This window comes from Herbaspirillum huttiense, from assembly GCF_004367745.1.
Lineage (GTDB): Bacteria > Pseudomonadota > Gammaproteobacteria > Burkholderiales > Burkholderiaceae_D > Herbaspirillum > Herbaspirillum huttiense.
The window spans coordinates 4,134,738-4,159,828 of record NZ_CP037993.1 but is presented as its reverse complement, the minus strand read 5'-3'; the positions used below and the strand labels follow the sequence as shown (position 1 = coordinate 4,159,828).

Below are 25,091 nucleotides of genomic sequence, written 5' to 3'. Positions count from 1 at the left end.
GGGAACACTGTCGCACCCCAGACGCTAGCGCGAGCGGGCAGGGCGCGCAAAGAAATGATTTCTCATAAGCATATGCGCCCATGCCGGTGAGATCGCATCGATGTCAGGCCAATCTCCATCCGTGTTCGAACTCCACAGCAATACTGCATCAGTCACGATGGATAGCATGCAGGGCAAGCTTCCCTGCGGGCGCTCCGGCCCCAGCCGGTTACGCACCGGCCGCGCGCTTCACTGCACCTTGACGATCACATAGGCGGTCGCAAACACCCTGCCTGCTGCCACGGCTTGTCCTGGCAGTCTTTGCAGCGTAGCGGTCAGCCGCTTTTCCACCGTGAACTGATACGCGGGGGCAGCAGGTTCCGGCGGCAGGCAGCGTGATGCATTGCTGGCGTCGAGGCGATACCATCCGGCATTGCGACCCGCTGGCAGCGGTCTGGATAATCCTTGTCCGGCCAGCGGCGAGCTGAGGAATTGCATCGGCTGCTGGCTGTCGCTGTCGCTCAGGCTGATGCCCACACCCTTGGCCAGAGAAGGATCCAGGCCGTAGTAGTCCGAGAGCAGATACCGCACGCCCTGGTCCTGATTCACATATCCCAGCTGCCGCGCGGCGGCCAGTGCGCCCGGTGAGACCTGGATCCCAAAGGCGGTCTGGTTGTCGTCGGTCCCGGCTGTGGCCGGCGGTCGGGTATTGACGCCCTCGTCACAGCGAAAGGCCAGCGTGAATTCCACTTGCCGTGTCTCGCCCTGGTTGAGTTCCTCTTCCGAGATCGTCGGAAAAACCACTTCCGGCGTCACGTTCTGCACCACGCACGAGGGCAGCACGCTCAGGGTGGCCGCCTGGCGCATGCCGAAGGCGATGCCGTTGGCGGCACCGAAGAACAGGAAGCGCGTCGCGTGATCTTCACCATCATCATCCATGTCGCCGCTGGCGCGGTTGTACCCCGGACCCCGCAACATCAGGTATCCATTGGGCTGCAGACAGCGGTAGGGAACGGCCGTCTGCAAACGGTTGTTCGGGCGGTCGCCGCACCAGTTGCTGGTGCCGGTGCCGGGACTGAGATCGGAGACACGGGCGATCTCGGCCTTGACCGGACTGAGATGCCTGGCGCGGATCAGGATCTTCTTGCTGGCTTCATCGACGTCGTAGTTCTCAAGACGGGCCGATTGGTAATAGCGCGAAAACACCTTCCCTGAGCGCAGATGCGTGAGCCGGATCGCCACACCGGGAAACCAGGTGCGGTAGAAACCCGGCAAGCCATCCTGCGTGCCGATCTCGGCAAATCCGCCCACGCGGTCATCGCCATTGGTGGAAAACACTTCGGAGATCTGTCCGGCATCGGCCAGGTCACAGGTCCACAGCAGCGTATCGCCGCTGATGCCGGAGGCCTCGGCGGCCGTCGCCACCGCACTGCCCAGCAGTGTGCCGGCCGGCTGCAGGACGGTACTGGCGAGATTGATGCGGCCGAACCAGAACTGGGCCGAGCCGCCATCGCTCAAGGGCGTAAAGGGATAGGCGATGCGATTGTTGCGCTTGCAGATGGCCTCTGCCGGCACCGACAGCAGGCATAGCGCCAGCAAGGCAAGCAGCAGGTGCAAAGGGCAGGGCAGGGCCCAGCGGGAAGGTACGCCGGGCCTGGCGTGATCGGGCGGGCGAGCAGACAAGGGAAAACTCCGGCAAGGATGGGAAGCCCTGCATGTTCGCGCAAGCGCACCTGTGCGCGACATGGGCCGGCTCTGCAATGTGCATGGGCCAAATCCCATTGTGCGGCGATGCCCGCGTTTGGGATTTTGCCCATTGCTGAATCAGCGATTGCCAATGGCTGCTTGGGGGAGCGCCGATTCTGCTGCGCCACCTGCCTGCCTATGATTCGTCTGGTGCCGGACACATCGGTTGGTGTCGGCATTCTTCGTGGATCGACCGAATTCTCCTTGGGGGTAAAAATGAAAAAGCATCTCGCAATTCTGTTGCTGGTCTCGCCGTCGGTGGTACTGGCGGCAGGCAGTACCATCAATTTCCGTGGCCAGGTCAACAGCCAGACCTGCCAGGTGATGGTCGACGGTGCGGCCAATCCGGTGGTGCTGCTGCCCACGGTGGCCACCGGCGACCTCGCGGCGGCAGGCACGTCGGCGGGCGAGACGCCCTTCGTGGTCAGTGTCAGTGGCTGCACGGCATCGGCCACCGATAAACTGAAGATCAAGACGCAATTCCTGGCCAGCGCCGCCACCAGCGGCAACAACATTCCCAACCTGGGCAGCGCCAAGAACGTGGCGCTGCAATTGCGCAAGAGCGTCGGCGGCGATCCGATCAGCCTGGTGGGCGGCAGCGGCGTGTCGGTCGAGGGGCTGGAGATCGCCGCCGGCAGTACCAGCGCTTCTCATACCTTTGCCGTACGCTACGTCGCCGAAGGCGGCGCGGCCGAAGCCGGCTCCGTGATTGGCTCGGTGCAGTACGCCCTCGACTACTTCTGATGCGCCTGTCCGGGCGCGGACTTCCGTTTCCCCGTTGGTCTCACCCCTGTCGCTGCCGGGATATTTCCCGGCGGCGCATCCCCGTTTTTGCCATGAACAGAACAAGCTTGCGCGCAGGTCTCCTCATGTTGCTGGTCTTCCTGCTGAGTGCGCACGCCAGCGCCAGCGTGACCATGCTCGGTACGCGCGTCATTTATCCGGCTGACGCCGGCGAGCAGGTGCTGCGCTTCAGCAACCCTGACGATCATCCCAATCTGGTCCAGCTGTGGCTGGATGATGGACACGCCGGCCGGCCCGATGGGCAGGCCTCGCCCTTCCTGGTGATTCCGCCGGTGTTCCGCATCGAGCCGCACGGCGGCCAGGTGGTGCGGCTCTCCTACATCGGCGCAGCGCTGCCGCAGGACCGCGAGTCGCTGTTCTTTCTGAATTTCCTGCAGGTGCCGGCCCTCAAGGCCGATTCGGTCAACGACAATCAGCTGGTGCTGACCGTGCGCAGCCGCATGAAAGTCTTCTATCGTCCCCCCGCCCTGGCCAGCGAGGCCGATGCGGCGCGCGCACCCGCGGCGCTTTCCTTCGCCATCGACAGCAGCGATGGGATGGCCAGCATGGTGGTGCGCAACGGCAGTGGCTATCACCTGATGGTGCAACAGGCCGATCTGGTCTTGGGTGACCAGGCGCAAGCGCTGGCCAGGACCACGGTGATCCAGCCTTTCCAGGAACTGCGCTGGCCGCTGGACCATGTGCCGGCCGACCGTGCAGGCATGCGCATGCGTCTGCGTCTGCTCAACGATGTGGGTGTGGAAGTGCCGCGCGACTATCCCGTGCAGTGAGGTGATCACGGTGAGTGTGCATCCCTCGCCTCTGCGGCGCGTGGCCCGGTCCGTCCTGTCGCTCGGGGCCGGGCTGCTGGCCTGGCCGGTGGCCGTGGCCGGCCCGGCGGAGAACAGCTATCGATTCCTGGAGTCGCTGGAGATGGCCTCGCCCATCAACAAGGGCAGCCTGTCACGTTTCAATCGCGTGGGCAATGTCGAGCCCGGTATCTACAGTGTGGATGTGTTTGTCAATGGCAGCTACAGCCACCGCCGTGCATTGCGCTTCGACCTGGTCGAAGGGATGGGCGCGGCGGCCTGCTTCAAGGCCGAGGACGCCGTCTTGCTCGACCTCCGGCAGGATCTGGTCGCGCAGCTGGGCCAGCGCGAGTGCGCCCGCATCGACGAGCTGGCGCCCGGGGCGCAGGCCGTGTTCGATCTCTCACGCCTGCGGCTGGACGTCAGCCTGCCGCAGGCGCAACGCAACCATGTCGCGCGGGGCTACATCGATCCCGCGCTCTACGATGCCGGTGACAGCATGGGCTTCCTCAACTACAGCATCAGCCAGTATTACGCCCATACCGCCCAGGCCAGCAGCAGTTCGGTCTACGGTTTTACCAACAGCGGCGTGAACCTGGGCCTGTGGCGTTTGCGCCAGCAAGGCAGCCTGGGCTATGACAGCCGCAGCGGACTGCGCTGGAATCCGGTGCGCACCTATGCCCGCCGCGCCTTGCCCGACTGGACCAGCGAATTGACGGTGGGCCAGAGCTATACCTCCGGCAAGCTGCTGTCGGGATTGGCCTACCAGGGACTGGAACTGAGTTCGGACGAGCGCATGCTGCCCGATTCGCAGCGCGGCTATGCACCGGTCATTCGTGGCACTGCGCGCAGCAATGCTCAGGTCATCGTCAGCCAGAAGGGGCGCGATATCTACCGCACCACCGTCGCTCCGGGCAGTTTCGTGATCGACGATCTGTATCCGACCAGCTACAACGGCGATCTGGATGTCACCGTCATCGAGGCCGATGGCACCCGATCCCGCTTCAGCGTGCCTTACTCGGCGCTGCCGGAATCGATGCGGCCTGGCAGTGAGCGTTACAGCGTCACACTGGGGCGGACCCGCGATACCGACAGCAGCTTGCCGTTCGTGGATGCGCTCTACCAGCGCGGGCTGAGCAACAGCATGACCGGCAGCCTCGGACTGCGCCTGGCGCCGGCCTACCAGTCGGCGGTGCTGGGCACCACCCTGGCCGGGCCGGCCGGTTCGCTGGGCCTGTCGCTGAACTATTCGCATGCCGACACGGGTGGCGGTGCGCGTGGCGGCTGGATGATGGGTGTGTCTTATTCACGGGCCTTCGATGTCACCGGCACGCAGTTCTCCATCGCCAGCTATCGCTACTCCACGTCCGGTTACCGCGAACTGGCCGACGTGATCAGCGAGCGCCAGGTGCGGCGTACCGGATTCTCTTCGCTGGCCAGTTCCACCAGCTATCAGCAGCACTCGCGCATCGATCTCTCGCTCAGCCAGCAACTGGGGAGCCTGGGCTCGCTCTATCTCTCCGGCCTGACCCAGACCTTCCACCATGACCGCAGCCGCATCACGCAATTGCAGTTCGGGTATTCGACCTTGTGGCGCAACGGCGTGAGCCTGAACCTCGCCTTCCAGCGGCAGCAGGTCAGCAGTGTGGCGCGGACCCCCAATGACCTGGATGGGCGGCTGGCAGCGGTCGCGCAACCGGGCTCCTCGTTGATGCTGTCGCTGTCGATCCCGCTGGGGCGCGAGGGCGGTGAACGGCCTGTCGCCAGTACGTCGGTGGTCCGGGCGACGGACCAGGACCTCTATCAGACCCAGGTGTCCGGCATGCTGGCGGGCGAGCGCCAGCTCAGCTACAGCGTGGGGGCCAGCCATGTGCCGGGCGGCCAGCAGGACAGCATCAACGGCAACCTCGGCGCGCGTCTGCCCAAGGCCAACCTCAATCTCAATCTCACGCACGGGCGCGACTACTGGCAGGTGGCCGGCAACGTGCGCGGTGCGCTCGCCGTGCATGCCGGCGGTATCACCCTCGGTCCTTATCTGGGCGATACCTTTGCCCTGATCGAAGCCAAGGGGGCGGAAGGTGCGCGCCTCTTCAACGGCCAGGGAGCGGTGATCGACAGCCACGGCTACGCCTTGCTGCCTTCGCTCTCGCCCTATCATCGCAACGTGGTCGAACTGGCGGCCAGCGGCAAGCGCCACAAGACCGAATTGCTGGAAAGCCAGCGCACCGTCATCCCGTATGCCGGTGCCACGCTCAAGCTCAGTTTCAGGACGCGCACCGGCCACGCCTTGCTGATCCGCCTGCAACGCGACGGCGCCTCGCCCTTGCCGATGGGAGCCGATGTGCTCGATGCGCAAGGCGGCGTGATCGGCATGGTCGGGCAGGGCAGCCAGGCTTATCTGCGCACGGACCAGCTGCAGGGCGAGCTGCTGGTGCGCTGGGGCGACGGCCAGCAGGAGCGTTGTTCCGCGCGCTACGATCTGCAGGGGCAGGATCTGGCGCAGGAGCTGATCCGGCTGGAAGCGGCCTGTGTGGCTGCACCCCGCCGTGCCGAGTTCCTGCCGGCAGAGGCCGCACAACCGCGCGCACCGGGAGTCCCGCAATGAGCCGCTGCCGGATCGGTTGGCTGGCAGGCTGGCTGCTGCTGTCCATGCTGCTCTGCTGCATGCGTGCCGAGGCCGGGCTCATGCCCGAGCGTACGCGGCTGGTGTTCAGCCAGGGCGCGCGCGAACTCAGCCTGCGCCTGGCCAATACCAATCCGCATGCGGTGGTGCTGCAGAGCTGGGTGGACCAGGGCGAGGGCAGCCAGGCACCGGACACGGTCCAGTCTGCGCTGTTCGTCCTGCCTGCCGTGCAGCGGCTGTCGCCGCAGGCCATCGGCCAGGTCCGCGTGCTGACCACCGGCGAGCCGCTGCCGACCGATCGCGAATCGGTGTTCTGGCTCAATCTCTACGAAATCCCCCTGCTGGCAGACGCGGCGCCAGGAAGTGCGCCGCGTCTGCTGCTCGGGCTCAACACCCAGATCAAGGTGTTCCATCGTCCCGCCGGTCTTGCCGATCCCGGGCCGCAATGGAGCGATGCGCTGCACTTCCGGCTGCAATGGCAAGCCGGGCAATGGGTCCTGGTCTGCCGCAATGACAGCCCTTATTTTGCTTCCCTTGCCAGCCTGCGGGTCAGTGATGGTCGCCGCGAACTGGTGCCGCGCGCCGCCCCCGACCAGATGGCACCGCCCTATGGCGAACAGGTCTTCGTGCTGCCCGTGGACGATGCCACCCTGCCGTGGCAGCAGCCGCGCCTGAGCTTCCAGCTCATCGATGACGACGGGCGATCCAGCGAGCACGCAAGGTCCCTGATGCCGCCCAACCTGCCATGAAGGAAATTCCCATGCATGCCGCCGCTCATTGCGCCCACTCTGCCGCCCTCCCGCCCATGGAGCGCAGGCACTTGCTGCTGGCCTTGCGTCGCCGTCAGTTCCAGCCCTTCCTGCAGCCTATCGTCGGTGAGGACGGCGACTGGCAGGGGGCCGAGATCCTGATGCGCTGGCAGCATCCGCACGCCGGTGTGCTGGCACCATCGGTTTTTCTGGAGCGCTTGTCCGAGGAGGGCCTGCTGGCCGCCACCACGCGCCAGATGCTGCAGCAGGTACGCACGGCGTGGGGCAGCGCACCCGCCTGCCTGCGGCAGCCCTTCGTGCTGTCCTTCAATGCCTGTGGTGAGCAGTTGCAGGGCGAGTCGCTGGTGGCCCAGTGCCAGGCCCTGCTGCGCCGCCTGCCGTGGCCGCAGTTGCAGTTGATGATCGAGATGCCCGAGCGCGGTGCCGACCTTGGACCGGAGCGCTGCCGCCGCCTGTTCGCCCAGTGCGAGCGGGCCGATATCGCCATCGCCCTGGATGATTTCGGCATCGGCGACGCGCGCCTGCACCAGCTGGCCTGTGGCCGCGTCAGTTGCCTCAAGCTCGATCGATCGTTTGTTGCTGCCATGCAGGGCAATTCCCTGTACAGTCGCCTCATCGAAACCATCGTCAGCCTGGCCGCCGAGTTCGATGCGACCGTCACCGCCGAAGGCATCGAGACCCGGGGCCAGTGGCAGCGCTTGCGTCGGATGGGGGTGCGGCGCTTCCAGGGATATTATTTCGCCAGGCCGCTGGCGATGCCGGAGTTCTTCCGGCAGATGCAGCGCCGCCGGGGCCAGGCGGTCACCAACTGAGCAGCGCGGAAAGGGAATGCCAACATGGCGACCAAGGGGACATTGATACGGGTCGGGATCGCAGATGATTATCCGGTCGTGTTGCGGGGCATCGAAGCCATCCTGGCCACCTGCGCCGACCTGGCGCTGGCCTTCTCGGCCGAGAGCATCGCGCAGCTGATGAGCTGCCTGGAGCGCGATCCGGTGGACGTACTGCTGTGCGACTATGCCTTTGATGATGACCCCCAGGCCGACGGGCTGGACCTGCTCAAGCGCCTGCGCCGCCAGCATCCGGCGATGAAGGTGATCTTCCTCAGTGCCCATGCCCAGCCGCAGATCATTTCCAGCGCCCTGGAGCTGGGGGCAGCCGGCTTCATCGGCAAGAACCGCAGTGATTTCGTCAACCTGCCGCAAGCCGTCTGCAGCGTCCATCACGGCCAGGTCTATCTGCCGCAGTCGCTGTCGTCGGCCTTGCTGGGCAGTCTCTTCAATGTCAACGCGCGCCAGACCGGGCTGGCCCAGTTGTCCGAGCGCGAGCTGGTGGTGGCGCGCATGATCTGCCAGGGCATGTCCATCAGCGACATCGCCGAGCGCCTCAACCGCAGTCCCAAAACCATCAGCAACCAGAAGGTGGCGGCCATGAAGAAGCTGGGGGTGAGCAATGACGTCGAACTGAGCCGGATCTTCCAGAACCTGGGCCACTGAGAGCAGCGATGCCGCGCCAGATCCTTGCCCTGTCGGAGCGCTACTATCGCCGGCTCCTGTATGGCTGTGCCACGCTGCTGTCGGTGGCCATCGTCTGCGCGGTGATGTTTCTGGGCTACAGCGCCTTCACGCAATTCCGCGAACGGCAGATCGGCAGCTTCACCAGCAAGCGCGAACAGATCAAGTCCGAGGTCGATCGCCTCACCGCGCGGGTGGTCCAGTTCGCCGAGATGTATGCCCGCCTGCAGCATCTCTACAAGAAGGAACTGATGGTGCTCGATACCTACAGCGAGCGCGTGGATCCCGGCGAGATCACCCGCAGTCCCGAGAGTCTGACGGTGGTTCCTTTTTCGCTCGTGATACGCGGTGACACCGCCGCCGACCGCCTGCGCCTGGCCACGCTGCTGCTCCTGCTGCGGCAGGCCTCGGCCTTGCCGATGTTCAATCCGGCCGAGCCCGGCGTCACGCTGGACGGCTTCATCTATACCGCAGAGGCCGGCTTCCTGGCGGTCTCGCCGCCGCTGTCTGGCGCGGAAGAGCAAGAGGTACGCCGGCTCGGTATCTCACCCTACATCAGCGCCATCAGCGCACCGGTCGATGCGGCCTTCGCCGCCGAGCGCGAACGGGCGGCGCGCGCCCAGGGCAGCACCGGGCAGCGCGTGCTGTGGATGAGTCCGGCCTTGAGCGCACCGCTGCAGCGCTCGGCCGTGACCCGGCTGGCCGTGCGCATTGCGCTGCACAAGGGTGACCAGGCAACGGCCGTGTTCTCGGTGCCGGCCAGCCAGTTCCGCCAGTTCTTCATGAAGAACGAAGAGATGCCCGGCCTGATGGTGTTTGAAGGGCAGGGCAGCACACGTTTGCTGAGCAGTCCCGATCCGCACGTCAATCCGCTGCTGATGCGCCACATCCAGGAGCATGTGCGGCATGCCGCCGATCCGCACGATCACGTCGGCCATTTCCACGATGACGGCAGTTTCTTCATTGCCCAGACCATCGAGGGACCGGAGTGGGTGGTGGTGCTCACCTTCACCTGGCGCGACGTGCTGGCCGGCTTGCAGGGCGACTTCACGACGGGGGCCGTCTGGGGTTTGTTTGCCTTGCTCTTCGTCTGGGTCGCTACCCTGTATTTCGACCGCTGCGTGATCGGGCCGCTGCAGAAGAAGGCGCTGGCCATGGTGGAGAGCCGCCAGTTCAGCCAGACCATCATCGATACCCTGCCGGTCGGCATCGCCGTCTATGCGCCCGGCTCGGGCGAAGTGGTACTGCGCAATGCGGTGGCTTCGCGCATGCTGGAGCAGTCGGCGCTGCCCTGCGCGGCCTTCTACGCGCAGATCCTCACCGCAGTGCGGGTCGGCGACAATCTGCGCCAGGCCATGATCGAAGCCGAACTGCCGCTGCGCGATGGCGGCATCAGCCATCTGGGCGCGGTCTGGTCGCGCACGCGCTTCTCGGGCCAGGACGTGCTGCTGCTGGGCATGATCGACCTCAACATGCAGAAGGCGCACGAAGCCCTGATGCGCGAAGCCAAGAGCATGGCCGACCGCGCCAACCAGGCCAAGTCCATGTTCCTGGCCCAGGTCAGCCACGAGATCCGCACGCCCCTGCATGGGGCCATCGGGCATATGGAGCTGCTGGCGCGAGAAGAGCTGTCGTTGCCGCAGCGGCAACGCATCGAGCTGATTCGCCATGCTTTCGACATGCTCATGGGGCTGGTCAACGACATCCTCGACATCACCAAGATCGAATCGCAATCCATCACGCTGGCCTCGGAAACGATGCAGCTCAACGACTTGCTGGAAGAGTGCGCGCAGCTGTTTGCACCGCTGGCATTGGACAAGGGACTGAGCTTCTCGTGCCTGCCCGCCGTGGCACTGGAAGCACCGGTGCTGGGCGATCCGCGGCGGCTGATGCAGATCCTGCACAACCTGGTCGGCAATGCCGTCAAGTTCACGGCGCAGGGGCGCATCCGCTTGTCGGTACGGCTCCTGCGCCGCGAACCGGCGCGCATGGTGGTGCGCTTCGAAGTCAGCGATACCGGCATCGGCGTCTCGCCCAGTGCCCGGCAACGCATCTTCAAGTCACTGCAACAGGCCGATGACAGCATCAGCCAGCGCTTCGGCGGCACTGGCCTCGGTTTGTCGCTGTGCCGCCGCCTGGCCGAGCTGATGGGAGGCGATATCACCCTCGACAGCGAGCCGGGCCGGGGCAGTGTTTTCGGTGCGGAGGTCACGCTGTCGCTGCCCGGGACGGACGGCACGCTGCCGGTCTCGCGCCCCTTGGCGGGCAAGACCGTGGCATTGCATTGTCACGATGCGGACATGGCGGCCACCCTCTGCGACTATCTCGCCGCGTGGGGTGCAGCGCGGCGTGACAGCGCCAGCGCGCCCGGCGCTGCGATCCATCTGGTCGCACCGGATTGCGTGGATGATTTCATCGCCTGCGCGCAACACCAGTCCGTGCCGGCCGTGCTGATCTGTCCTGACGTGATCCTTCGCGCCAGTCTTGCGCCTGGCTGGCAACAGGTCAGCGCCTTCGAGCGGCACGACTGGCTGCGCGCATTGGCCAGCCAGCCTGCCGCTGTGGAGCCACTACCGGTGGCAGAGCTGGTCAGTGTGGCCGCCGGACTCGACGTACTGGTGGTCGAGGATGACTATGTGAACCTGACCTTGATGCAGCAACAATTGCAGGCGCTGGGTTGCGCCTCTCCGCGGCTGGCGCGAGATGGTCTGGACGCGCTCGCGCAATGGCAGGCGCACCCCGCCGATGTGCTCATCACCGATCTGGGCATGCCCGGTCTGGATGGCGTGGCGCTGGCCACGCGTGTGCGGGAGCAGCAGCCGCATGCCCGCATCATCGCCACCACGGCGGCGGGGCCGGGCAGTCTGGCGCAACTGCCGGCAGCGCTGTTCGATGCTCTTCTGATCAAGCCAGCCTCGCTGCAGCAGATGCAGGAGATCCTGACGCGCCTGGTGCGCACGGTGCCTGCGCCATCGTTGCAGGCAGTGCAGACGGTGCCGGTCGATCCGTTTGAACGGGTAGTGCGGGAGGCATTCCGGCAGAGCTGGCCGGGGGAAAAAGAGAAGCTGCAGCAAGCCATCGATCGCGGTGAGCATGAACGCGTGCTGCGCATCCTGCATCGCCTGCAAGGGGGACTGCAAGCCATGGGGCTGGATGACCTGGCAGCACGCAGCGTCGAACTCCAGCACGCCATCACGGCGGGCGAGCCCTCGGCGCTGGCGGCCTGCAGGGAATGGATGCAGGCCATGGAGTCTGCCAGCTGAGTGCGAACAAGTTCTTCATGTTCATCCTCCCTTTGCTGTCGATTGAGTGTTCGGGGCTGTGCACACCACAATGGCCGCTCTGCAGATCCTGAAGCGCGGTGGTAACAAGCACGGATGAATTTTCCGACAGGCAGCGTGCGTGGACATGCGCATGCCCATGCTTGTTGCGGCGATCTTGGTGAAGGAATTGACCAAAAAATATCCGCCGCGTGCGTCATGCAGCCGCGGATTTTCCCGTTTTTTTCACAAGGGAGGCACGCGGTGTGAGCCTTGCTGCGCGCTGGTGCAAGAACGGGCGAGGATGCCGTCGCGTGGTGCAGGGCCAAAAAATCAGCGCGTGACGCTGCGCGTCTGCTTGGGCAATTCGCCAAACCGCTCGCGATAGTAAGCCGAGAACCGTCCCAGATGCCCGAAGCCGAACTCGAAGGCGGTATCGGTGATGTTGGCCCCGGGATGCGTGAGCAGGCGCTCGCGCACGGCATCGAGCCGGATGTTGCGCAGCAGGTCCATCGGCGCCACGCCATATTGCTGGTGGCACAGCGCATTGAGCGCGCGCACGCTCACGCCGGCTGCACCGGCCAGGTCGGCCAGCGCCAGCGGCGCGCACAGGCGGCTGCGGATGTAGCGCTCCAGCATGTCCAGGCGCTGCAGCTTGCCGGCACCGACCAGGCTGTCGGCCGATTCGCTGGCCGCACGCTGACCGCTGCTGGAGGCATGCACGGGCTCCACCGTGGACGTCAGTTGCGAGAGCAGGAATTGCGCAGCGCTGCGTTCGAAGTGCTGCACCCATTCCCCCTGGCCTGCGCCCTGGCCGGGCAGGGCCAGCACGCGCAGCAGCGACTGGATCAGCAAGTCCCAATAGGGCGCGGCCTGCTGCGGCAGCAGGAACACCGAGGGGACATCCATCGGACCGCGCTGGCCGACCGCACGCAATTCCTCGAACAGGGCCAGCGGCACCTTCAGGATCAGTTGCTCGGAGCCCGCCTGCCACCACAGGCGCAGATTCTTCTTTGGTGCGATCAGCGCCGTATGGCCTTGCGGGATGCACACCTTGCGGCCATCGGATTCGATCTCGGCGCTGCCCGAGAGCGTCATGTGGACCAGTGCAAAACCATTGAACAGGCGCGGACGCACGACGACCTCGGCACCATACTTGAGCATGAAGATCTGCAACTGCTGGATCGCCGCCTTGAAGAGCACGGTATCGACATCGTCGCCCTTCCAGAACAGGTCATGTTCCGCGAGTTCGTTGGCGACCTGGGCGTGACAGTCGACCTTGCGGGTGGAATGAAAAACGCGGCGACGATACAAGGGCTCCAGACTGAGCGCATGGACAGTGTTGAGCATGTTAACCTCTTAACGCTGCCCTTCCGCACGGGCCGGTGGCGGAAGAGCGGTGGTACCGGGGTGGGGTGCTGCTGCGTGCAGACGGCGCGGGAGCCGGTCTGCCATGCACCTTCATGGACGATGCGAACGCAGTGCGCGCTGTCTGCTTTCCCTCAGCCAGCGGCGGTGGCGTTCAGCGTCATGCAAGTGCAAGTTTCATGCCCGGGATGGAAGGTCGTCGGCGGTGCGCAGAGCAAAGCGCGCCAGCATGGGCGGGGTGGATCATGTCGGTCTCCTCTACGGTCTTCTGGTCGGACCCTGCTGCCGTGGACGCGGGCCTCGTTGCTGTGGGGCACGGCTCTGCGGCCGGCTGATCGCCGATTCTATGCGCTTGGCGGGTGAACGTACAATATCAAATCAGCATCATGGTATGCCTCGGAGGTATAGTGGAACTGCGTCATCTCAAGTATTTCAATGCCGTCGCCAGCACGCTCAGTTTCAGCCGTGCGGCCGAATTGCTGCACATCGCCCAGCCGCCCCTGAGCCGGCAGATCCGCCAGCTCGAGGAAATGCTCGGGGCCGAGCTGATCGACCGCGCCTCGCGTCCGATTGCGCTCACCATGGCCGGCAAGTTTTTCTACGAACAGACCTTGCAGGTATTGTCCAGGCTGGAACAGATCGAGGAAGGAACGCGCGTCATCGCCCACGGACAGCAGCACTGGTTCAACATCGGTTTCGTGCCCTCGGCGCTTTATGGTTTGCTGCCCGAGATGATCAAGCGTTTCCGCGCCGACATGCCGGACATCGAAATCGGATTTTCCGAGATCGTGACCATGGAACAGATCGAGGCGCTCAAGTCCGGACGCATCGATGTAGGCTTCGGACGCCTGCCCATCAGCGACCCTGACATCCTCTGCGAGACCATCGTGGAAGAACCGCTGGTGGCGGTGTTCCCGCTGGGCCATCCGCTGCTGGCGCGCAGCAAGGTGACGTTGGCGCAGCTGGCAGAGGAACGTTTCATTCTCTATCCGGCCAAGCCCCGTCCCAGCTATGCGGACCAGGTGCTGGACATTTTTTCGAGCCGCGCCCTGCGGCCGGCCATCGTCAAGGAAGCCAACGAGATGCAGACCGCCATCGGCCTGGTCGCCGCCGGCGTGGGCGTGACCCTGGTGCCGCGTTCGGTGCAGGGGCTGCATCGTTCGGATGTGGTGTACCGGCCGCTGTCCAACAAGGGCGTGCATTCGCCGGTGATCATGAATTTCCGCGCCAACGACCGCTCGCTGTTGCTGCAAACATTACGGTCGACAGCGGCCTCGATTGCGCGCATGCATGCCGAGGAGTACGCCTGATCGCAGGCCTCCGAAGGGTGAGATGCAATGCACCCGGGCCATGCAATCGCATGGCCCGTGGTCGTTCAGTTCAGCGCAGGTTCACGCGGCCAGACGCGGACGATTGATATCGGCCTTGGGCAGGTCCTTCTGTTCCGGCAGCAGGTTGAAGTTGAACTCGATGGCATAGAAGGGCGCATCGACTTCATGCTTGCGGATCTCGGCCGGATCGGTGACGTGCTTCAGTTCCGGCACCAGCCCTTCGCGGGTCGCGAAGGCGAAGTCATCCCACAGGTACGGATCGCCGGCGATGTTGATCTGCGTGGTCAGCTTGCGATAGCCCGGTACCGTGACGAAGAAGTGGATGTGCGCAGGACGGCTGCCATGACGGCCCAGCTTGTTGAGCAGGCGGTCGGTCGCGCCACCCGGCGGCACGCTGTAGCCGACCGGTACGCGGCTGCGGAAGCGATAGCGGCCTTGGTCATCGGTACGGATGGAGCAGCGCAGGTTGAACGGGCTCTGGTCTGGATCGAAGAAGGAATAGCGGCCCAGGTGATTGGCGTGCCAGACTTCCACCAGCGCATTGGCCAGCGGCTTGCCGTGCTCGTCGAAAACCTGGCCTTGCATGAAGAGGGTATCGCCCGGCTGGGGATCCTTGTCCATGCGCGCAAAGCCCTTCTGCTCGGGCGCGCCCGACACGTACAGCGGTCCTTCGATGGTGCGCGGGGTGCCGCCCTGCACGCCACGGCGCGCTTCGGCTTCATCCATGCGCAGGTCGAGGAAGTGCTCGAAGCCCAGGCCGGCGGCGATCAGGCCGAACTCGCCCGACTTGCCGGCCGAGGTCAGATAATCCACGGCAGCCCAAAATTCTTCCGGCTGCACATCCAGCTCTTCAATCGTATAAAACATGTCGCGCACGAGGCGGTTGACGATGGTCTTGACACGCTGGTTGCCCTCCGCGAGTTCGGTGCTTTCGATTTTTTGCAGTACGGCGTCGATGGCTTTCTTGTCCACGTTGTCTCTCCTGTCTCTGGTTGGATATGTGTGGGGGTGAGTGCGGTTGGTCCGGGCCGATGGATCAGGCCACGGAGACCAGCGGGGTCTTGCGGTCGCGGCGCAGCGCGTTGACGCGATCTTCATCCAGGGTGATGCCGAGGCCGGGGCCGGTCGGCAGTTCCAGAGCGAAGTCGCGGTAACGCAGTGGCGTGGCCAGGATTTCTTCGGTCAGCAGCAGCGGGCCGAACAGTTCGGTGCCCCAGGCCAGCGTGCCGAAGGTGGCAAACAACTGGGCCGAGGCCATGGTGCCGATGGCGCCTTCCAGCATGGTGCCGCCATACAGCTCGACCTGGGCGGCAGCGGCGATGGCGGCCACCTGCTGCGCACCGGCCAGTCCACCGGACTGGTTGATCTTCACGGCGAACACATCGGCTGCGCCCACGCGGGCCAGTTGATAGGCATCCTGCGGGCCATGCAGGCTTTCATCGGCCATGATGGCGATACGGTTCTTCTGGCGCAGGCGATACAGGCCGTCGTGATTGGTGGCGGCAATGGGCTGTTCCACCAGGTCCACGCCGGCATCGGCCAGCAACTGCATGCCCAGCATGGCCTCGGTCTCGGTCCAGGCCTGGTTCACGTCCACCCGCACGCTGCCGCGCTCGCCGAGGGCGCGCTTGATGGCGGCCACGTGGGCGCAATCCTGCTCTACGGTGCGTGCGCCGATCTTGAGCTTGAAGATGTTGTGGCGGCGCTGGGCCAGCATCTTTTCGGCTTCCTCGATGTCGCGCGCCGTGTCGCCGCTGGCCAGGGTCCAGGCAATCGGCAGGCTTTCCCGCACACGGCCACCGAAGAGCGTCGACAGGGGCACGCCCAGGCGGCGCGCCAGCGCATCCGACAGCGCGGTCTCGATGGCGCATTTGGCGAAGCGGTTGCCTTGTACATGCTCGGCAATGTGATGCATGCGTGCGGCGACCTGATTGGCATCGGCGCCCAGCAGCAGCGGCGTGATGTAGGTGTCGATGTTGACCTTGATGCTTTCCGGACTTTCTTCGCCATAGGCGAGGCCACCGATGGTGGTGGCCTCGCCCCAGCCGGCCACGCCATCGTTGCCGGTGATGCGCACCAGCACCAGGGTCTGGCGGTGCATGGTGGTCATCGACAGACGGTGCGGGCGGATGGTGGGAACGTCCAGCAGCAGGACCTCGACGGTTTCGATGGAGGTGGCGGGCAGGGTGGAATTCAAGATGCAGTCCGTAGAAAAGAAGAAGGCGAATGCTGACGATGTCTGACTTGGAATGGATGATAGGAACAAAGCTGCCTGGGTGTCCAAGACCGATTCGGGCATGCTGCATACCTTTTGGGTATAACGTGAAAGGTATGCAAAAAACGGACAAGACTGCCCCGCAACTATGCAAATGGCGGATATTCGTCCTTGTGCAGTCTGCCTAATATGGCTCATCGTCCAGGCCCCGCCTGGCATCCCACGATGAGGACCGTCGCATGAGCACATCCACCGAACTCGAACAGCAAGGCTATGCACCGCTGGTGCAATTCCCCCGCACCGATGGTGCGCGCACTCCTTACAAGGTATTCAGCTCCAAAGAGGTCTATGACCTGGAGCAGGAACGCATCTACCGTGGCGAGACATGGAGCTTCCTGGCGCTGGAAGCCGAGATTCCCAATAACGGCGATTACAAAAGTACCTTCGTCGGCGACACCCCGGTGGTGGTCACCCGCACCGAAGATGGCACCCTGGCCGCCTGGGTCAACAAGTGCTCGCACCGTGGCGCCATCGTCTGCCGTACGCCGCGCGGCAATGCCAGTTCGCACAGCTGTGCTTATCACCAGTGGAGTTTCGACTCGCGCGGCAACCTGCTGGGCGTGCCTTTCCGCCGTGGCCAGAAGGGCGCGACCGGCATGGCCAAGGATTTCGATCCCAAGTGCCACGGCCTGCGCCAGTTGCGCGTGGACAGCTACAAGGGCCTGGTCTTCGCCACCTTCAGCGAGACCGTGGAATCGCTGCCGGACTACATCGGCGCCGAGATGCGTCCGTGGATCGACCGCATCTTCCACAAGCCCATCGTCTACCTCGGCTGCACGCGCCAGTATTCCAAGTCGAACTGGAAGCTCTACCTGGAAAACGTCAAGGACCCGTATCACGCCAGCCTGCTGCACCTGTTCCACACCACCTTCAACATCTTCCGCGTGGGCATGAAGGCGCGCTCGCTGGCCGACAAGCACCACGGCCTGCACAGCATCATCACCGCCACCAAGAATGAAGTGGAGACGGCGGATGCCTACAAGCAGCAGGAGATCCGCTCCTTCGATGAGGGCTTCTCGCTGCAGGATCCGTCGGTGCTGGGCCAGATCAAGGAATTCGAGGAACTGACCACCAACCACATCCAGCCCATCTTCCCGCAGCTGGTGGTGCAGCAGATCCATAACACCCTGGTGGCGCGCCAGTTGCTGCCCAAGGGCCCGAGCAACTTCGAGCTGGTCTTCCACTTCTTCGGCTACGAGGACGACACCCCCGAGCTGCGCGCCCTACGCATCAAGCAGGCCAACCTGGTGGGGCCTGCCGGCTACATCTCGATGGAAGACACCGAGGCTACTGAACTGGTGCAGCGTGGCACCGCCCGTGACCCGGACCACTGCTCGGTGATCGACATGGCGCGCGACAACCCCGACCAGGAAGACACTTTGATTACCGAAAGCCTGATCCGCAAGTTCTGGATGGGCTACCAGAAACTGATGGGCTTCCCGTCCATCGAGAAGGCATGAGCGAGGCAAAGCAGATGCAAAACATGGAACAGATGAGCTTGTGGTTCGAGCTGCACCAACTGCAGGAGCGCTACGTGCATGCGCTCGACAACGACCGCCTGGAACAGTGGCCGGAGTTTTTTACCGACGACTGCCTGTATGAAATCGTGCCGCGCGAGAACGCCGATGCCGGCCTGCCCATCGGCATCATTTACTGCGATAGCAAGAAGATGCTGCAGGATCGCGTGCTCTCGCTGCGCCACGCCAACATCTACGAGGCGCACACCTATCGCCACATGACTTCCGGGCTGGTGTTCTCGCAGAATGCCGACGGCTCGGTGGATGCGCAATCGAGCTACGTGGTGGTGCAGACCTTGCAGAACGGCGAGTCCTTCGTCTACCAGGCCGGCCGCTATGAGGACCGCGTGGTCAGGACCGAGGCCGGCTGGCGCTATGCGCGCCGCCGCGTGATCTACGACACGCTGCGCGTGGCGACCTTGTTGGCCACCCCGATCTGAGGCGGCCATGAGCGAGTGGTTCGATGTCGGCCATGCCGATGATTTCGCCGAGGGCGAAGTGGCCGCAGCCCGCGCGGGCAGCCAGGCGGTGGCAGTGTTCCGCCTGGGCGAGGAGATCTTTGCGCTCAAGGACTTGTGTACCCACGGCAATGCCAAGCTCTCCGATGGCTATGTGGAAGATGGCTGCGTCGAGTGTCCGCTGCACCAGGGGCTGTTCGACATACGCAGCGGTGCGCCGCGCTGTGCGCCGGTGACCGAGGCGGTGCGCAGCTTCCCGGTGCGCGTGGTTGCGGGCCGGGTCGAAGTTGGCGTGGGCGGGGAGGGTGACGCAGCCGCCATCGCCAGCACCGATCCGGTATTGCAGTCAGTGCAGGCCACGCTGGAAAACATCACGCGCGCGGCCCCGGACGTGGCCATCCTGCGCCTGCGCTGTGCAGCGCCGCTATCCTATCGCGCCGGCCAGTACATCGACCTGCTGCTGGAAGACGGCCAGCGCCGCAGCTATTCCATGGCGACCTATGCCAGGGACGGCAGCGATCTGCTGGAGCTGCACGTGCGCCACTTGCCCGGCGGACTGTTCACGGACCGCCTCTTCAACGGCATGCAGCCGGGGCAGCAGTTCTCGTTGGAGGGACCTGCCGGCAGCTTCTTCATGCGCGAGGGCAGCGAGCCGGTGATCCTGCTGGCCAGTGGCACAGGATTTGCTCCGGTCAAGGCACTGGTGGAAGAGGCCATCGCCACCGGCAGCGCGCGTGCGATGCGCCTGTACTGGGGCGGTCGCCGTGCCGCCGACCTGTATCTCGATGCACTGTGCCGCGACTGGGCGGCGAGCCTGCCCTGGTTTGATTACGTGCCGGTGCTGTCGGAGGCCGATGCCGCCAGTGGCTGGCACGGACGCACCGGATTCGTCCATCAGGCCGTGATGCAGGATGTGCCGGCGATGCAGTCGTACCAGGTCTATGCCTGTGGCGCGCCGGTCGTGGTAGAGTCAGCGCGGCGCGATTTCACGGCCACCTGCGGCCTGCCGGGGACGGCTTTCTTTGCGGATGCCTTCGTCTCCAAAGCCGACCTGCGTAAATAGTTTTTCCAGGCCGGGCTTGCGGTGAAATCCAGGTTTCACGCGCCGCTGCGCTTCCAGCGTCACACCGAATTCAAACCAAAGAATCTAGAGGGGAATCCAGGCATGAATCGACTCACTAAAGTGGCAGGTGCGGTAATGATGGCGATGGCGGCGGGCGCAAGCATGTCCGCGCAGGCGGCCGATGTGGTGAAGGTGGGCTTCCTGACCACCCTGAGCGGCCCGGCCAGTGCCCCTGGCGTGGATGAGCGCGAAGGCTTCATGCTGGCCATGAAGATGCTGGGCAACAAGCTCGGTGGCGTGCCCGTCGAAGTCATCGTGGTCGACGACCAGTTCAGCCCCGATGCCGCCAAGCAGGGCGCGGACCGCCTCATCAAGCGCGAGAAGGTCGATATCCTGAGCGGCTTCGTCTATTCCAACATCCTGCTGGCCGTGGCCCCGGCGGCCTTCGCCAGCAAGACCGTGGTGGTCAGCGCCAATGCCGGTCCGGCGCAACTGGCCGGTGCGGGCTGTAATCCCTATTTCTTCAGCGCCAGCTACCAGAACGACGCCACCCATGAAGCGGCCGGCAAGCTGATGGCCGACAAGGGCTACCAGCGCGTGGCCATCATCGCCCCCAACTATCCGGCGGGCAAGGATGCCTCGGCGGGCTTCAAGCGTTTCCTCAAGAAAGACCCTGCGGTCGAACTCTTCCCCAAGCTGGGCCAGCTCGATTTCGCCACTGAAATCGCCCAGTTGCGTGCCGCCAATATCGATGCCCTGTATTTCTTCCTGCCGGGTGGCATGGGCGTGAATTTCGTCAAGCAATATGCAGCCGCCGGCATGGACCCCAAGATCGTGCGCGTGATGCCCGCCTATGATGCCGACCAGCAGATGCTCTCCAATGGCGACCTGATCGCCGGCGTGGCCAACACCGGCCAGTGGTCGGCCGACCTGCCCAATGAACAGAACCGCGCCTTCGTGGCGGCCTACATCAAGGAATACGGCCATCAGCCTTCGATGTTCGCTTCCCAGGCGTATGACGCGGCCATGCTGATCGACAGCGCCGTCAAAACCATCGGCGGCAAGGTCGAAAATCGCGAGGCCCTTATTGCAGCCATCAAGGCGGCCAACTTCAAGTCGGTGCGCGGGGGCTTCAAGTTCGCGGCCAATCACTTCCCGATCCAGAATCAGTATGCGCGGGTGGTGACCAAGGGCGCGGACGGCAAGTACGTCAACAACATGACCCAGACGCTGCTGCCCGATCACGTCGACGCCTACGTCGGTCAATGCAAGATGCCTTGAGGACGGTGCACCTTGGGTAATCTGATCTTCGAGCAGGTGCTCAACAGCCTGCAGTTCGGCGTCATGCTGTTCCTGATCGCCTCGGGATTGACGCTGATCTTTGGCGTGATGAACTTCGTGAATCTGGCGCACGGCAGCTTCTTCATGATCGGCGCCTACGTGGCGGCGGTGGTGGCCGGGGCCAGCGGTTCCTTCTGGCTGGGCCTGCTGGTGGCCCTGCCGGCCACGGCAGCGCTGGGCTTCCTGCTGGAGTGGCTGGTGTTCCGGCGGCTCTACAAGAAGGACCACATGGTGCATGTGCTGGCCACCTTCGCCTTCATCCTGATCTTCAACGATGGCGTGCGCATGATCTGGGGGCCGCAGCCGCTGCCGCTGAACATGCCGCCGGCCTTCGCCGGGCCGGTCAATCTGTTCGGGCTGCCGTATTCCAGTTATCGCCTGCTGGTCATGGCGGTGGGCGTGGTGGTGGCCGTGGCGCTGTACTTCCTCATCAACCGCACGCGCATCGGCATGTGGGTGCGTGCCGGCGCCAACAACCTGGAAATGGTCATGGCCATGGGCATCAACATCCGCCTGCTGTTCCGGCTGGTGTTCAGCTTCGGGCTGCTGCTGGCGGCGCTGGCGGGCATCATGCTCGGCCCGCTGGTGGCGGTGCAGGCCGGCATGGGCGATGACGTGCTGATCCTGGCCTTCGTGGTGGTGGTCATCGGCGGCATCGGCTCGGTGCCGGGCGCGGCCATCGGTGCGCTCATCGTGGGCGTGGTCGATACGCTGGGGCGCAGTTTGCTGCCGCAGCTCTTCGCGCTCTTCCTCAGTGCCGATGCGGCCGCCTCGGTCGGTCCGGCGCTGGGCTCGATGATGATCTACCTGGTGATGATCGCGGTGCTGTTCTGGCGCCCCAGCGGCCTGTTCCCTGCCCGACCCTGAGGAATCCCATGCAACGTCTGTTCGTTCCCCTGCTGCTCGTCCTGGCGGTGCTGCTGCCGCTGCTGGCGCAGGCCAGCGGGATGGAGTACTACATCGGCGTGGTCACCCGCATCCTGATCTTTGCGATGGTGGCGGCCAGCCTCAATTTCATTCTTGGTTACGGCGGCATGGTCAGTTTTGGTCATGCGGTGTTCTTCGGGCTGGGCGCGTATGTCACGGCCATCGCCAGTTTCCATGGCGTGACCAGTGCCTCGCTGATCTGGCTGCTGGCTGCGCTGGTGACGGGCCTGGTCGGTCTGGTGATCGGGGTGATCGCACTGCGCACGCGGGCGGTGTATTTCATCATGATCACCATGGCGCTGGCGCAATTGTTCTACTACTTCTTCGTCGGCTTCCGGTATTACGGCGGCGACGATGGCCTGCAGGTGACGGCGCGTCCGCTGCTGGGCTTCGGTCTCGACATGAGCGGCGACAACGCCTTCTACTGGGTCGTGCTGGCCTGGCTGGTGGCCAGCTTCGCGCTGCTACAGCGGCTCTTGGCCTCGCGCTTCGGGCTGGCCTTGAATGCCATCCGGCAGAACGAGCGCCGCGCCCAGGCCATCGGCTATCCGGCGCTGCGCTACAAGCTGGCGGCCTTCGTGATCGCCGCCGTCATCGCGGGACTGGCCGGCAGCCTCATCGGCATGAGCAATCTCTTTGCCAGCCCCAAGCTGCTGCACTGGTCGCAGTCCGGCATCCTGCTGGTGATGGTGGCGCTGGGCGGGGTCGGGTATTTCTACGGCGGCCTGCTCGGTGCGGCGGCCTTCCTGTTGCTGGAGGAAGTGTTGTCCACCCATTTCGAATACTGGCAGATCTATGTCGGCCTGATCCTCTTGCTGGTGGTGATGGTGGCGCCGCGCGGCGTGAGCTCGCTGGCCACCATCGGCAAGACACTCAAGCAGGGAGAGCAGCATGGGGCGTGAACAGGCAGCGGTGGCCCTCTCGGTCAAGGGCCTGAAGAAAAACTACGGCGGCCTGGCGGCCACGCGCGATGTCGACCTGGAGATTGCAGCGGGCCACGTGCACGCCATCATCGGTCCCAATGGCGCGGGCAAGACGACCTTGCTGTCCCTGCTTTCCGGGGCGCTGGCAGCCGATGCGGGCGAGGTCCACCTGTTCGGCCAGCCCATGCATGGCCACGCGGAACAGGCGCGGGTGGCGGCCGGGCTGGTGCGTTCGTTCCAGATCACCAGTGTCTTCGATGAACTGAGCGTGCTGGACAACCTGCAGGTGGCCGTGCAGCGCGGGCAGCATCGCAGCTATGGCTTCTTCCATGCCAGCGCGAGTGATCGCGCCGCACGCGAAGCGGCCATGACGGTGGCGCGCCGGGTCGGATTGGAGAAGGTCGTGCATCAGTTGTCGTCGCAGCTTTCACATGGTGCGCGGCGCCGGCTGGATGTGGGCCTGGCCATCGCCTGCGGTCCGCGCGTGCTGTTGATGGATGAACCGATGGCCGGCATGGGCCATGAGGAATCCGGCGACATGATCGCGCTGATCCAGTCCCTCAAGGAGGAGCTGACGGTGGTGCTGGTGGAACATGACATGGAGGCCGTCTTCGCTCTCGCCGACCGCATGACGGTGCTGGTACAGGGGGCGGTGCTGGCCACCGGCAGCGTGGAGGAGATCCGCGCCAATGCCGAGGTCAAGCTGGCCTACCTGGGCGAGGAGGAAACGCAATGAGTGCTTTGCTGGAAGTGGAAGGCCTGACCGGCGGCTATGGTGCGAGCCAGGTGCTGTTCGGGATCGACATGCAGGTCAGGGAAGGCGAAGTGGTGACCCTGCTGGGCCGCAATGGCATGGGCAAGACCACCACGCTGCGCACCATCCTCGGATTGAATCGCCCGACCGGCGGCGTGGTGCGCTTTCGTGGCGAAGCCATCCACAGCGCCAGTGCCGATGCGATTGCCCGGCGCGGCATCGCCATCGTGCCGGAGGGGCGGCAGATCTTCAAGAACCTGAGCGTGGAAGAAAATCTGTCTGCCTTCGCGGCGCGCCGCAACGGCCGCGACAATCCGTGGACGCTGGAAAAGATTTATCAACAGTTCCCGCGCCTGAAGGAGCGCCGCCACAATGGCGGCGGCCAGCTCTCGGGCGGCGAGCAGCAGATGCTGGCCATCGGCCGGGCCCTGATGACCAATCCGCATCTGCTGATCCTGGATGAAGCCACCGAAGGCCTGGCGCCGCTGGTGCGGGAAGAAATCTGGACTTGCCTGAAAGCCTTGCGCGAATATGGGCTGACCATCATCGTCATCGACAAGTACATCAAGCGTCTGATCGGCTTTGCCGACCAGCACACCATCCTCGAAAAGGGCAAGGTGGTCTGGCAGGGTGATTCGGCGCAGCTGTCGGTGCAGACGGAATTGTGGGATCAGTATCTGAGCGTGTGAGGTGCTTGTTGCGCGGATATTGATCATTAACGCAGGTTTAATGCTGTGGCAAACAGCATTAAGGAAAACTGAATGCTCCCCAATCAAGTCAAGACGGACGCTCGCCGCGTTCTTTGCCCCATCGCCGAGTGCGAAGCGGGCTACAACCTCAAGGCCGCCTTTCCGGATTTTCCGCAGGTGCTGCAGCAGTGGCAGCAGGCGACGGCCGCCATTGCCACTACCTTGCTGACCGAGTCCGACATCGCCTATGGTGATGCACCGCTTCAGCGCTTCGATTTCTATCGTGCGCAAGGGGCGCAGCGGCCTTTGCTGGTGTTCATCCACGGTGGTTACTGGCAGGGCGGCGACAAGCGTGACATCGGCTTCATCGCCGCGCCTTACGTCAAGGCGGGCATCAGCGTGGCGGTGATCAATTATTCGCTGGCCCCGCAGGCACGCATCGAGGACATGGTGGCAGAGGTACAGGCGTTGCTTGCCACCATTGCGCAGCAGGCGGATCGCTTGGGCATCGATGTGAATCGTGTCTCGCTGATGGGGCATTCGGCGGGCGGCCATCTGGCGGCCTTCGTGGCCGCGCAGGCGAGTGCCTTGCCGGTGCAGGCCGTCTTTGCCATCAGTGGCGTGTTCGATCTGGTGCCGTTGATCCCGACTTCGCTCAACAAGGCACTGACGCTGGACGAGCAGCGTGCGGATGCGCTCTCACCGGTGCTGCAGGCCGGGCCCACTGGCACGCGCATGCATACCATCATCGGCGAATTGGAGACCGCGCAATTCCATCTGCAGGCGGCCGTGATGGCCAACTGCTGGCCGCAGGTGGTGGCGCATCACGTGGTGCCGCAGACGCATCACTACACGGTGCTGTTCCCGCTGGCTGATGGAGACACTCCGGTGTGCCGTGCGGTGATTGCGGAGATCGCGGAGATCGGTGATGCAGGCCGCCCCTGAGGACGACCTGCAGGGA

General features: G+C 64.4%; 21 protein-coding genes. 17 read left to right on the top strand and 4 right to left on the bottom strand.

The window, feature by feature from the left end; translation table 11 throughout:
- Positions 1–228: 228 nt before the first annotated feature.
- Positions 229–1,662, bottom strand: a complete 1,434-nt coding sequence (locus E2K99_RS18605; protein ID WP_240733754.1) for a fimbrial protein — start codon at positions 1,660–1,662, stop codon at positions 229–231.
- A gap of 279 nt (positions 1,663–1,941) precedes the next feature.
- Between E2K99_RS18605 and E2K99_RS18600 the strand changes: the two genes are divergently transcribed.
- The 7 genes from E2K99_RS18600 to E2K99_RS18570 all read left to right on the top strand — a co-directional run bounded on the left by E2K99_RS18600 (position 1,942) and on the right by E2K99_RS18570 (position 11,487).
- A complete protein-coding gene (locus tag E2K99_RS18600) occupies positions 1,942–2,469 on the top strand; it encodes a fimbrial protein (RefSeq protein WP_199725100.1) in 528 nt (175 codons plus the stop codon).
- Positions 2,470–2,594: 125 nt separating this feature from the next.
- Positions 2,595–3,299: a fimbrial biogenesis chaperone gene (locus E2K99_RS18595; protein ID WP_121043471.1), complete on the top strand. Its 705-nt coding sequence runs from the start codon at positions 2,595–2,597 to the stop codon at positions 3,297–3,299.
- A 10-nt stretch (positions 3,300–3,309) separates the two neighbouring features.
- Entirely contained in the window at positions 3,310–5,922 is a 2,613-nt protein-coding gene (locus tag E2K99_RS18590; protein ID WP_240733753.1) for a fimbria/pilus outer membrane usher protein, read from the top strand.
- A complete protein-coding gene (locus tag E2K99_RS18585; RefSeq protein ID WP_134223161.1) occupies positions 5,919–6,689 on the top strand; it encodes a fimbrial biogenesis chaperone in 771 nt (256 codons plus the stop codon). The genes E2K99_RS18590 and E2K99_RS18585 overlap by 4 nt, the downstream gene beginning before the upstream one ends.
- Before the next feature lie 11 nt (positions 6,690–6,700).
- On the top strand, positions 6,701–7,522 hold the full coding sequence (locus E2K99_RS18580; protein ID WP_134223160.1) for an EAL domain-containing protein: 822 nt from the start codon (positions 6,701–6,703) through the stop codon (positions 7,520–7,522).
- A gap of 24 nt (positions 7,523–7,546) precedes the next feature.
- Positions 7,547–8,206 carry a response regulator gene (locus E2K99_RS18575; RefSeq protein ID WP_039784218.1) on the top strand — a complete coding sequence of 220 codons (660 nt, stop codon included), beginning with the start codon at positions 7,547–7,549 and terminating at the stop codon, positions 8,204–8,206.
- An 8-nt stretch (positions 8,207–8,214) separates the two neighbouring features.
- Positions 8,215–11,487 carry a hybrid sensor histidine kinase/response regulator gene (locus E2K99_RS18570; protein WP_134223159.1) on the top strand — a complete coding sequence of 1,091 codons (3,273 nt, stop codon included), beginning with the start codon at positions 8,215–8,217 and terminating at the stop codon, positions 11,485–11,487.
- 330 nt (positions 11,488–11,817) lie between these two features.
- Here the strand turns inward: E2K99_RS18570 and E2K99_RS18565 are convergent, their stop codons facing one another.
- Complete coding sequence (locus tag E2K99_RS18565; protein WP_134223158.1) at positions 11,818–12,834, bottom strand: AraC family transcriptional regulator; 1,017 nt, start codon at positions 12,832–12,834, stop codon at positions 11,818–11,820.
- Positions 12,835–13,259: 425 nt separating this feature from the next.
- Between E2K99_RS18565 and E2K99_RS18560 the strand changes: the two genes are divergently transcribed.
- A complete protein-coding gene (locus E2K99_RS18560) occupies positions 13,260–14,162 on the top strand; it encodes a LysR family transcriptional regulator (protein WP_039784226.1) in 903 nt (300 codons plus the stop codon).
- Between the two features lie 81 nt (positions 14,163–14,243).
- Here the strand turns inward: E2K99_RS18560 and catA are convergent, their stop codons facing one another.
- Complete coding sequence (catA, locus tag E2K99_RS18555; RefSeq protein ID WP_134223157.1) at positions 14,244–15,155, bottom strand: catechol 1,2-dioxygenase; 912 nt, start codon at positions 15,153–15,155, stop codon at positions 14,244–14,246.
- A 64-nt stretch (positions 15,156–15,219) separates the two neighbouring features.
- The gene (locus E2K99_RS18550; RefSeq protein WP_134223156.1) at positions 15,220–16,380 is read right to left on the bottom strand and encodes a muconate/chloromuconate family cycloisomerase; all 1,161 of its coding nucleotides are present in this window, start codon (positions 16,378–16,380) and stop codon (positions 15,220–15,222) included.
- Positions 16,381–16,637: 257 nt separating this feature from the next.
- On the opposite strand from E2K99_RS18550, the gene andAc reads away from it, so the two are divergent.
- The 9 genes from andAc to E2K99_RS18505 all read left to right on the top strand — a co-directional run bounded on the left by andAc (position 16,638) and on the right by E2K99_RS18505 (position 25,075).
- A complete protein-coding gene (gene andAc / locus E2K99_RS18545) occupies positions 16,638–17,918 on the top strand; it encodes an anthranilate 1,2-dioxygenase large subunit AndAc (protein WP_034335827.1) in 1,281 nt (426 codons plus the stop codon).
- Positions 17,915–18,415 carry an anthranilate 1,2-dioxygenase small subunit AndAd gene (gene andAd, locus E2K99_RS18540; RefSeq protein ID WP_134223155.1) on the top strand — a complete coding sequence of 167 codons (501 nt, stop codon included), beginning with the start codon at positions 17,915–17,917 and terminating at the stop codon, positions 18,413–18,415. The genes andAc and andAd overlap by 4 nt, the downstream gene beginning before the upstream one ends.
- A 7-nt stretch (positions 18,416–18,422) precedes the next feature.
- On the top strand, positions 18,423–19,496 hold the full coding sequence (gene andAb, locus E2K99_RS18535) for an anthranilate 1,2-dioxygenase ferredoxin subunit AndAb (protein WP_134223154.1): 1,074 nt from the start codon (positions 18,423–18,425) through the stop codon (positions 19,494–19,496).
- Between the two features lie 102 nt (positions 19,497–19,598).
- Positions 19,599–20,777, top strand: coding sequence for an ABC transporter substrate-binding protein (locus E2K99_RS18530; protein WP_134223153.1), 1,179 nt, complete (start codon positions 19,599–19,601; stop codon positions 20,775–20,777).
- Between the two features lie 12 nt (positions 20,778–20,789).
- Complete coding sequence (locus E2K99_RS18525; protein WP_134223152.1) at positions 20,790–21,704, top strand: branched-chain amino acid ABC transporter permease; 915 nt, start codon at positions 20,790–20,792, stop codon at positions 21,702–21,704.
- Between the two features lie 8 nt (positions 21,705–21,712).
- Complete coding sequence (locus E2K99_RS18520; RefSeq protein WP_134223151.1) at positions 21,713–22,666, top strand: branched-chain amino acid ABC transporter permease; 954 nt, start codon at positions 21,713–21,715, stop codon at positions 22,664–22,666.
- Positions 22,656–23,423 carry an ABC transporter ATP-binding protein gene (locus E2K99_RS18515; protein ID WP_134223150.1) on the top strand — a complete coding sequence of 256 codons (768 nt, stop codon included), beginning with the start codon at positions 22,656–22,658 and terminating at the stop codon, positions 23,421–23,423. Before E2K99_RS18520 ends, E2K99_RS18515 begins: the two co-directional genes overlap by 11 nt.
- Positions 23,420–24,130 carry an ABC transporter ATP-binding protein gene (locus E2K99_RS18510; protein ID WP_134223149.1) on the top strand — a complete coding sequence of 237 codons (711 nt, stop codon included), beginning with the start codon at positions 23,420–23,422 and terminating at the stop codon, positions 24,128–24,130. The genes E2K99_RS18515 and E2K99_RS18510 overlap by 4 nt, the downstream gene beginning before the upstream one ends.
- Before the next feature lie 72 nt (positions 24,131–24,202).
- Complete coding sequence (locus tag E2K99_RS18505) at positions 24,203–25,075, top strand: alpha/beta hydrolase (RefSeq protein ID WP_134223148.1); 873 nt, start codon at positions 24,203–24,205, stop codon at positions 25,073–25,075.
- Positions 25,076–25,091 lie beyond the last annotated feature (16 nt).

Coding starts and splice junctions, on each gene's coding strand:
- E2K99_RS18600 (WP_199725100.1), top strand. CDS start 1,942: ATGAAAAAGCATCTCGCAATTCTGTTGCTGGTCTCGCCGTCGGTGGTA.
- E2K99_RS18595 (WP_121043471.1), top strand. CDS start 2,595: ATGTTGCTGGTCTTCCTGCTGAGTGCGCACGCCAGCGCCAGCGTGACC.
- E2K99_RS18585 (WP_134223161.1), top strand. CDS start 5,919: ATGAGCCGCTGCCGGATCGGTTGGCTGGCAGGCTGGCTGCTGCTGTCC.
- E2K99_RS18580 (WP_134223160.1), top strand. CDS start 6,701: ATGCATGCCGCCGCTCATTGCGCCCACTCTGCCGCCCTCCCGCCCATG.
- E2K99_RS18575 (WP_039784218.1), top strand. CDS start 7,547: ATGGCGACCAAGGGGACATTGATACGGGTCGGGATCGCAGATGATTAT.
- E2K99_RS18570 (WP_134223159.1), top strand. CDS start 8,215: ATGCCGCGCCAGATCCTTGCCCTGTCGGAGCGCTACTATCGCCGGCTC.
- E2K99_RS18565 (WP_134223158.1), bottom strand. CDS start 12,834: ATGCTCAACACTGTCCATGCGCTCAGTCTGGAGCCCTTGTATCGTCGC.
- andAc (WP_034335827.1), top strand. CDS start 16,638: ATGAGCACATCCACCGAACTCGAACAGCAAGGCTATGCACCGCTGGTG.
- andAd (WP_134223155.1), top strand. CDS start 17,915: ATGAGCGAGGCAAAGCAGATGCAAAACATGGAACAGATGAGCTTGTGG.
- andAb (WP_134223154.1), top strand. CDS start 18,423: ATGAGCGAGTGGTTCGATGTCGGCCATGCCGATGATTTCGCCGAGGGC.
- E2K99_RS18530 (WP_134223153.1), top strand. CDS start 19,599: ATGAATCGACTCACTAAAGTGGCAGGTGCGGTAATGATGGCGATGGCG.
- E2K99_RS18520 (WP_134223151.1), top strand. CDS start 21,713: ATGCAACGTCTGTTCGTTCCCCTGCTGCTCGTCCTGGCGGTGCTGCTG.
- E2K99_RS18515 (WP_134223150.1), top strand. CDS start 22,656: ATGGGGCGTGAACAGGCAGCGGTGGCCCTCTCGGTCAAGGGCCTGAAG.
- E2K99_RS18510 (WP_134223149.1), top strand. CDS start 23,420: ATGAGTGCTTTGCTGGAAGTGGAAGGCCTGACCGGCGGCTATGGTGCG.
- E2K99_RS18505 (WP_134223148.1), top strand. CDS start 24,203: ATGCTCCCCAATCAAGTCAAGACGGACGCTCGCCGCGTTCTTTGCCCC.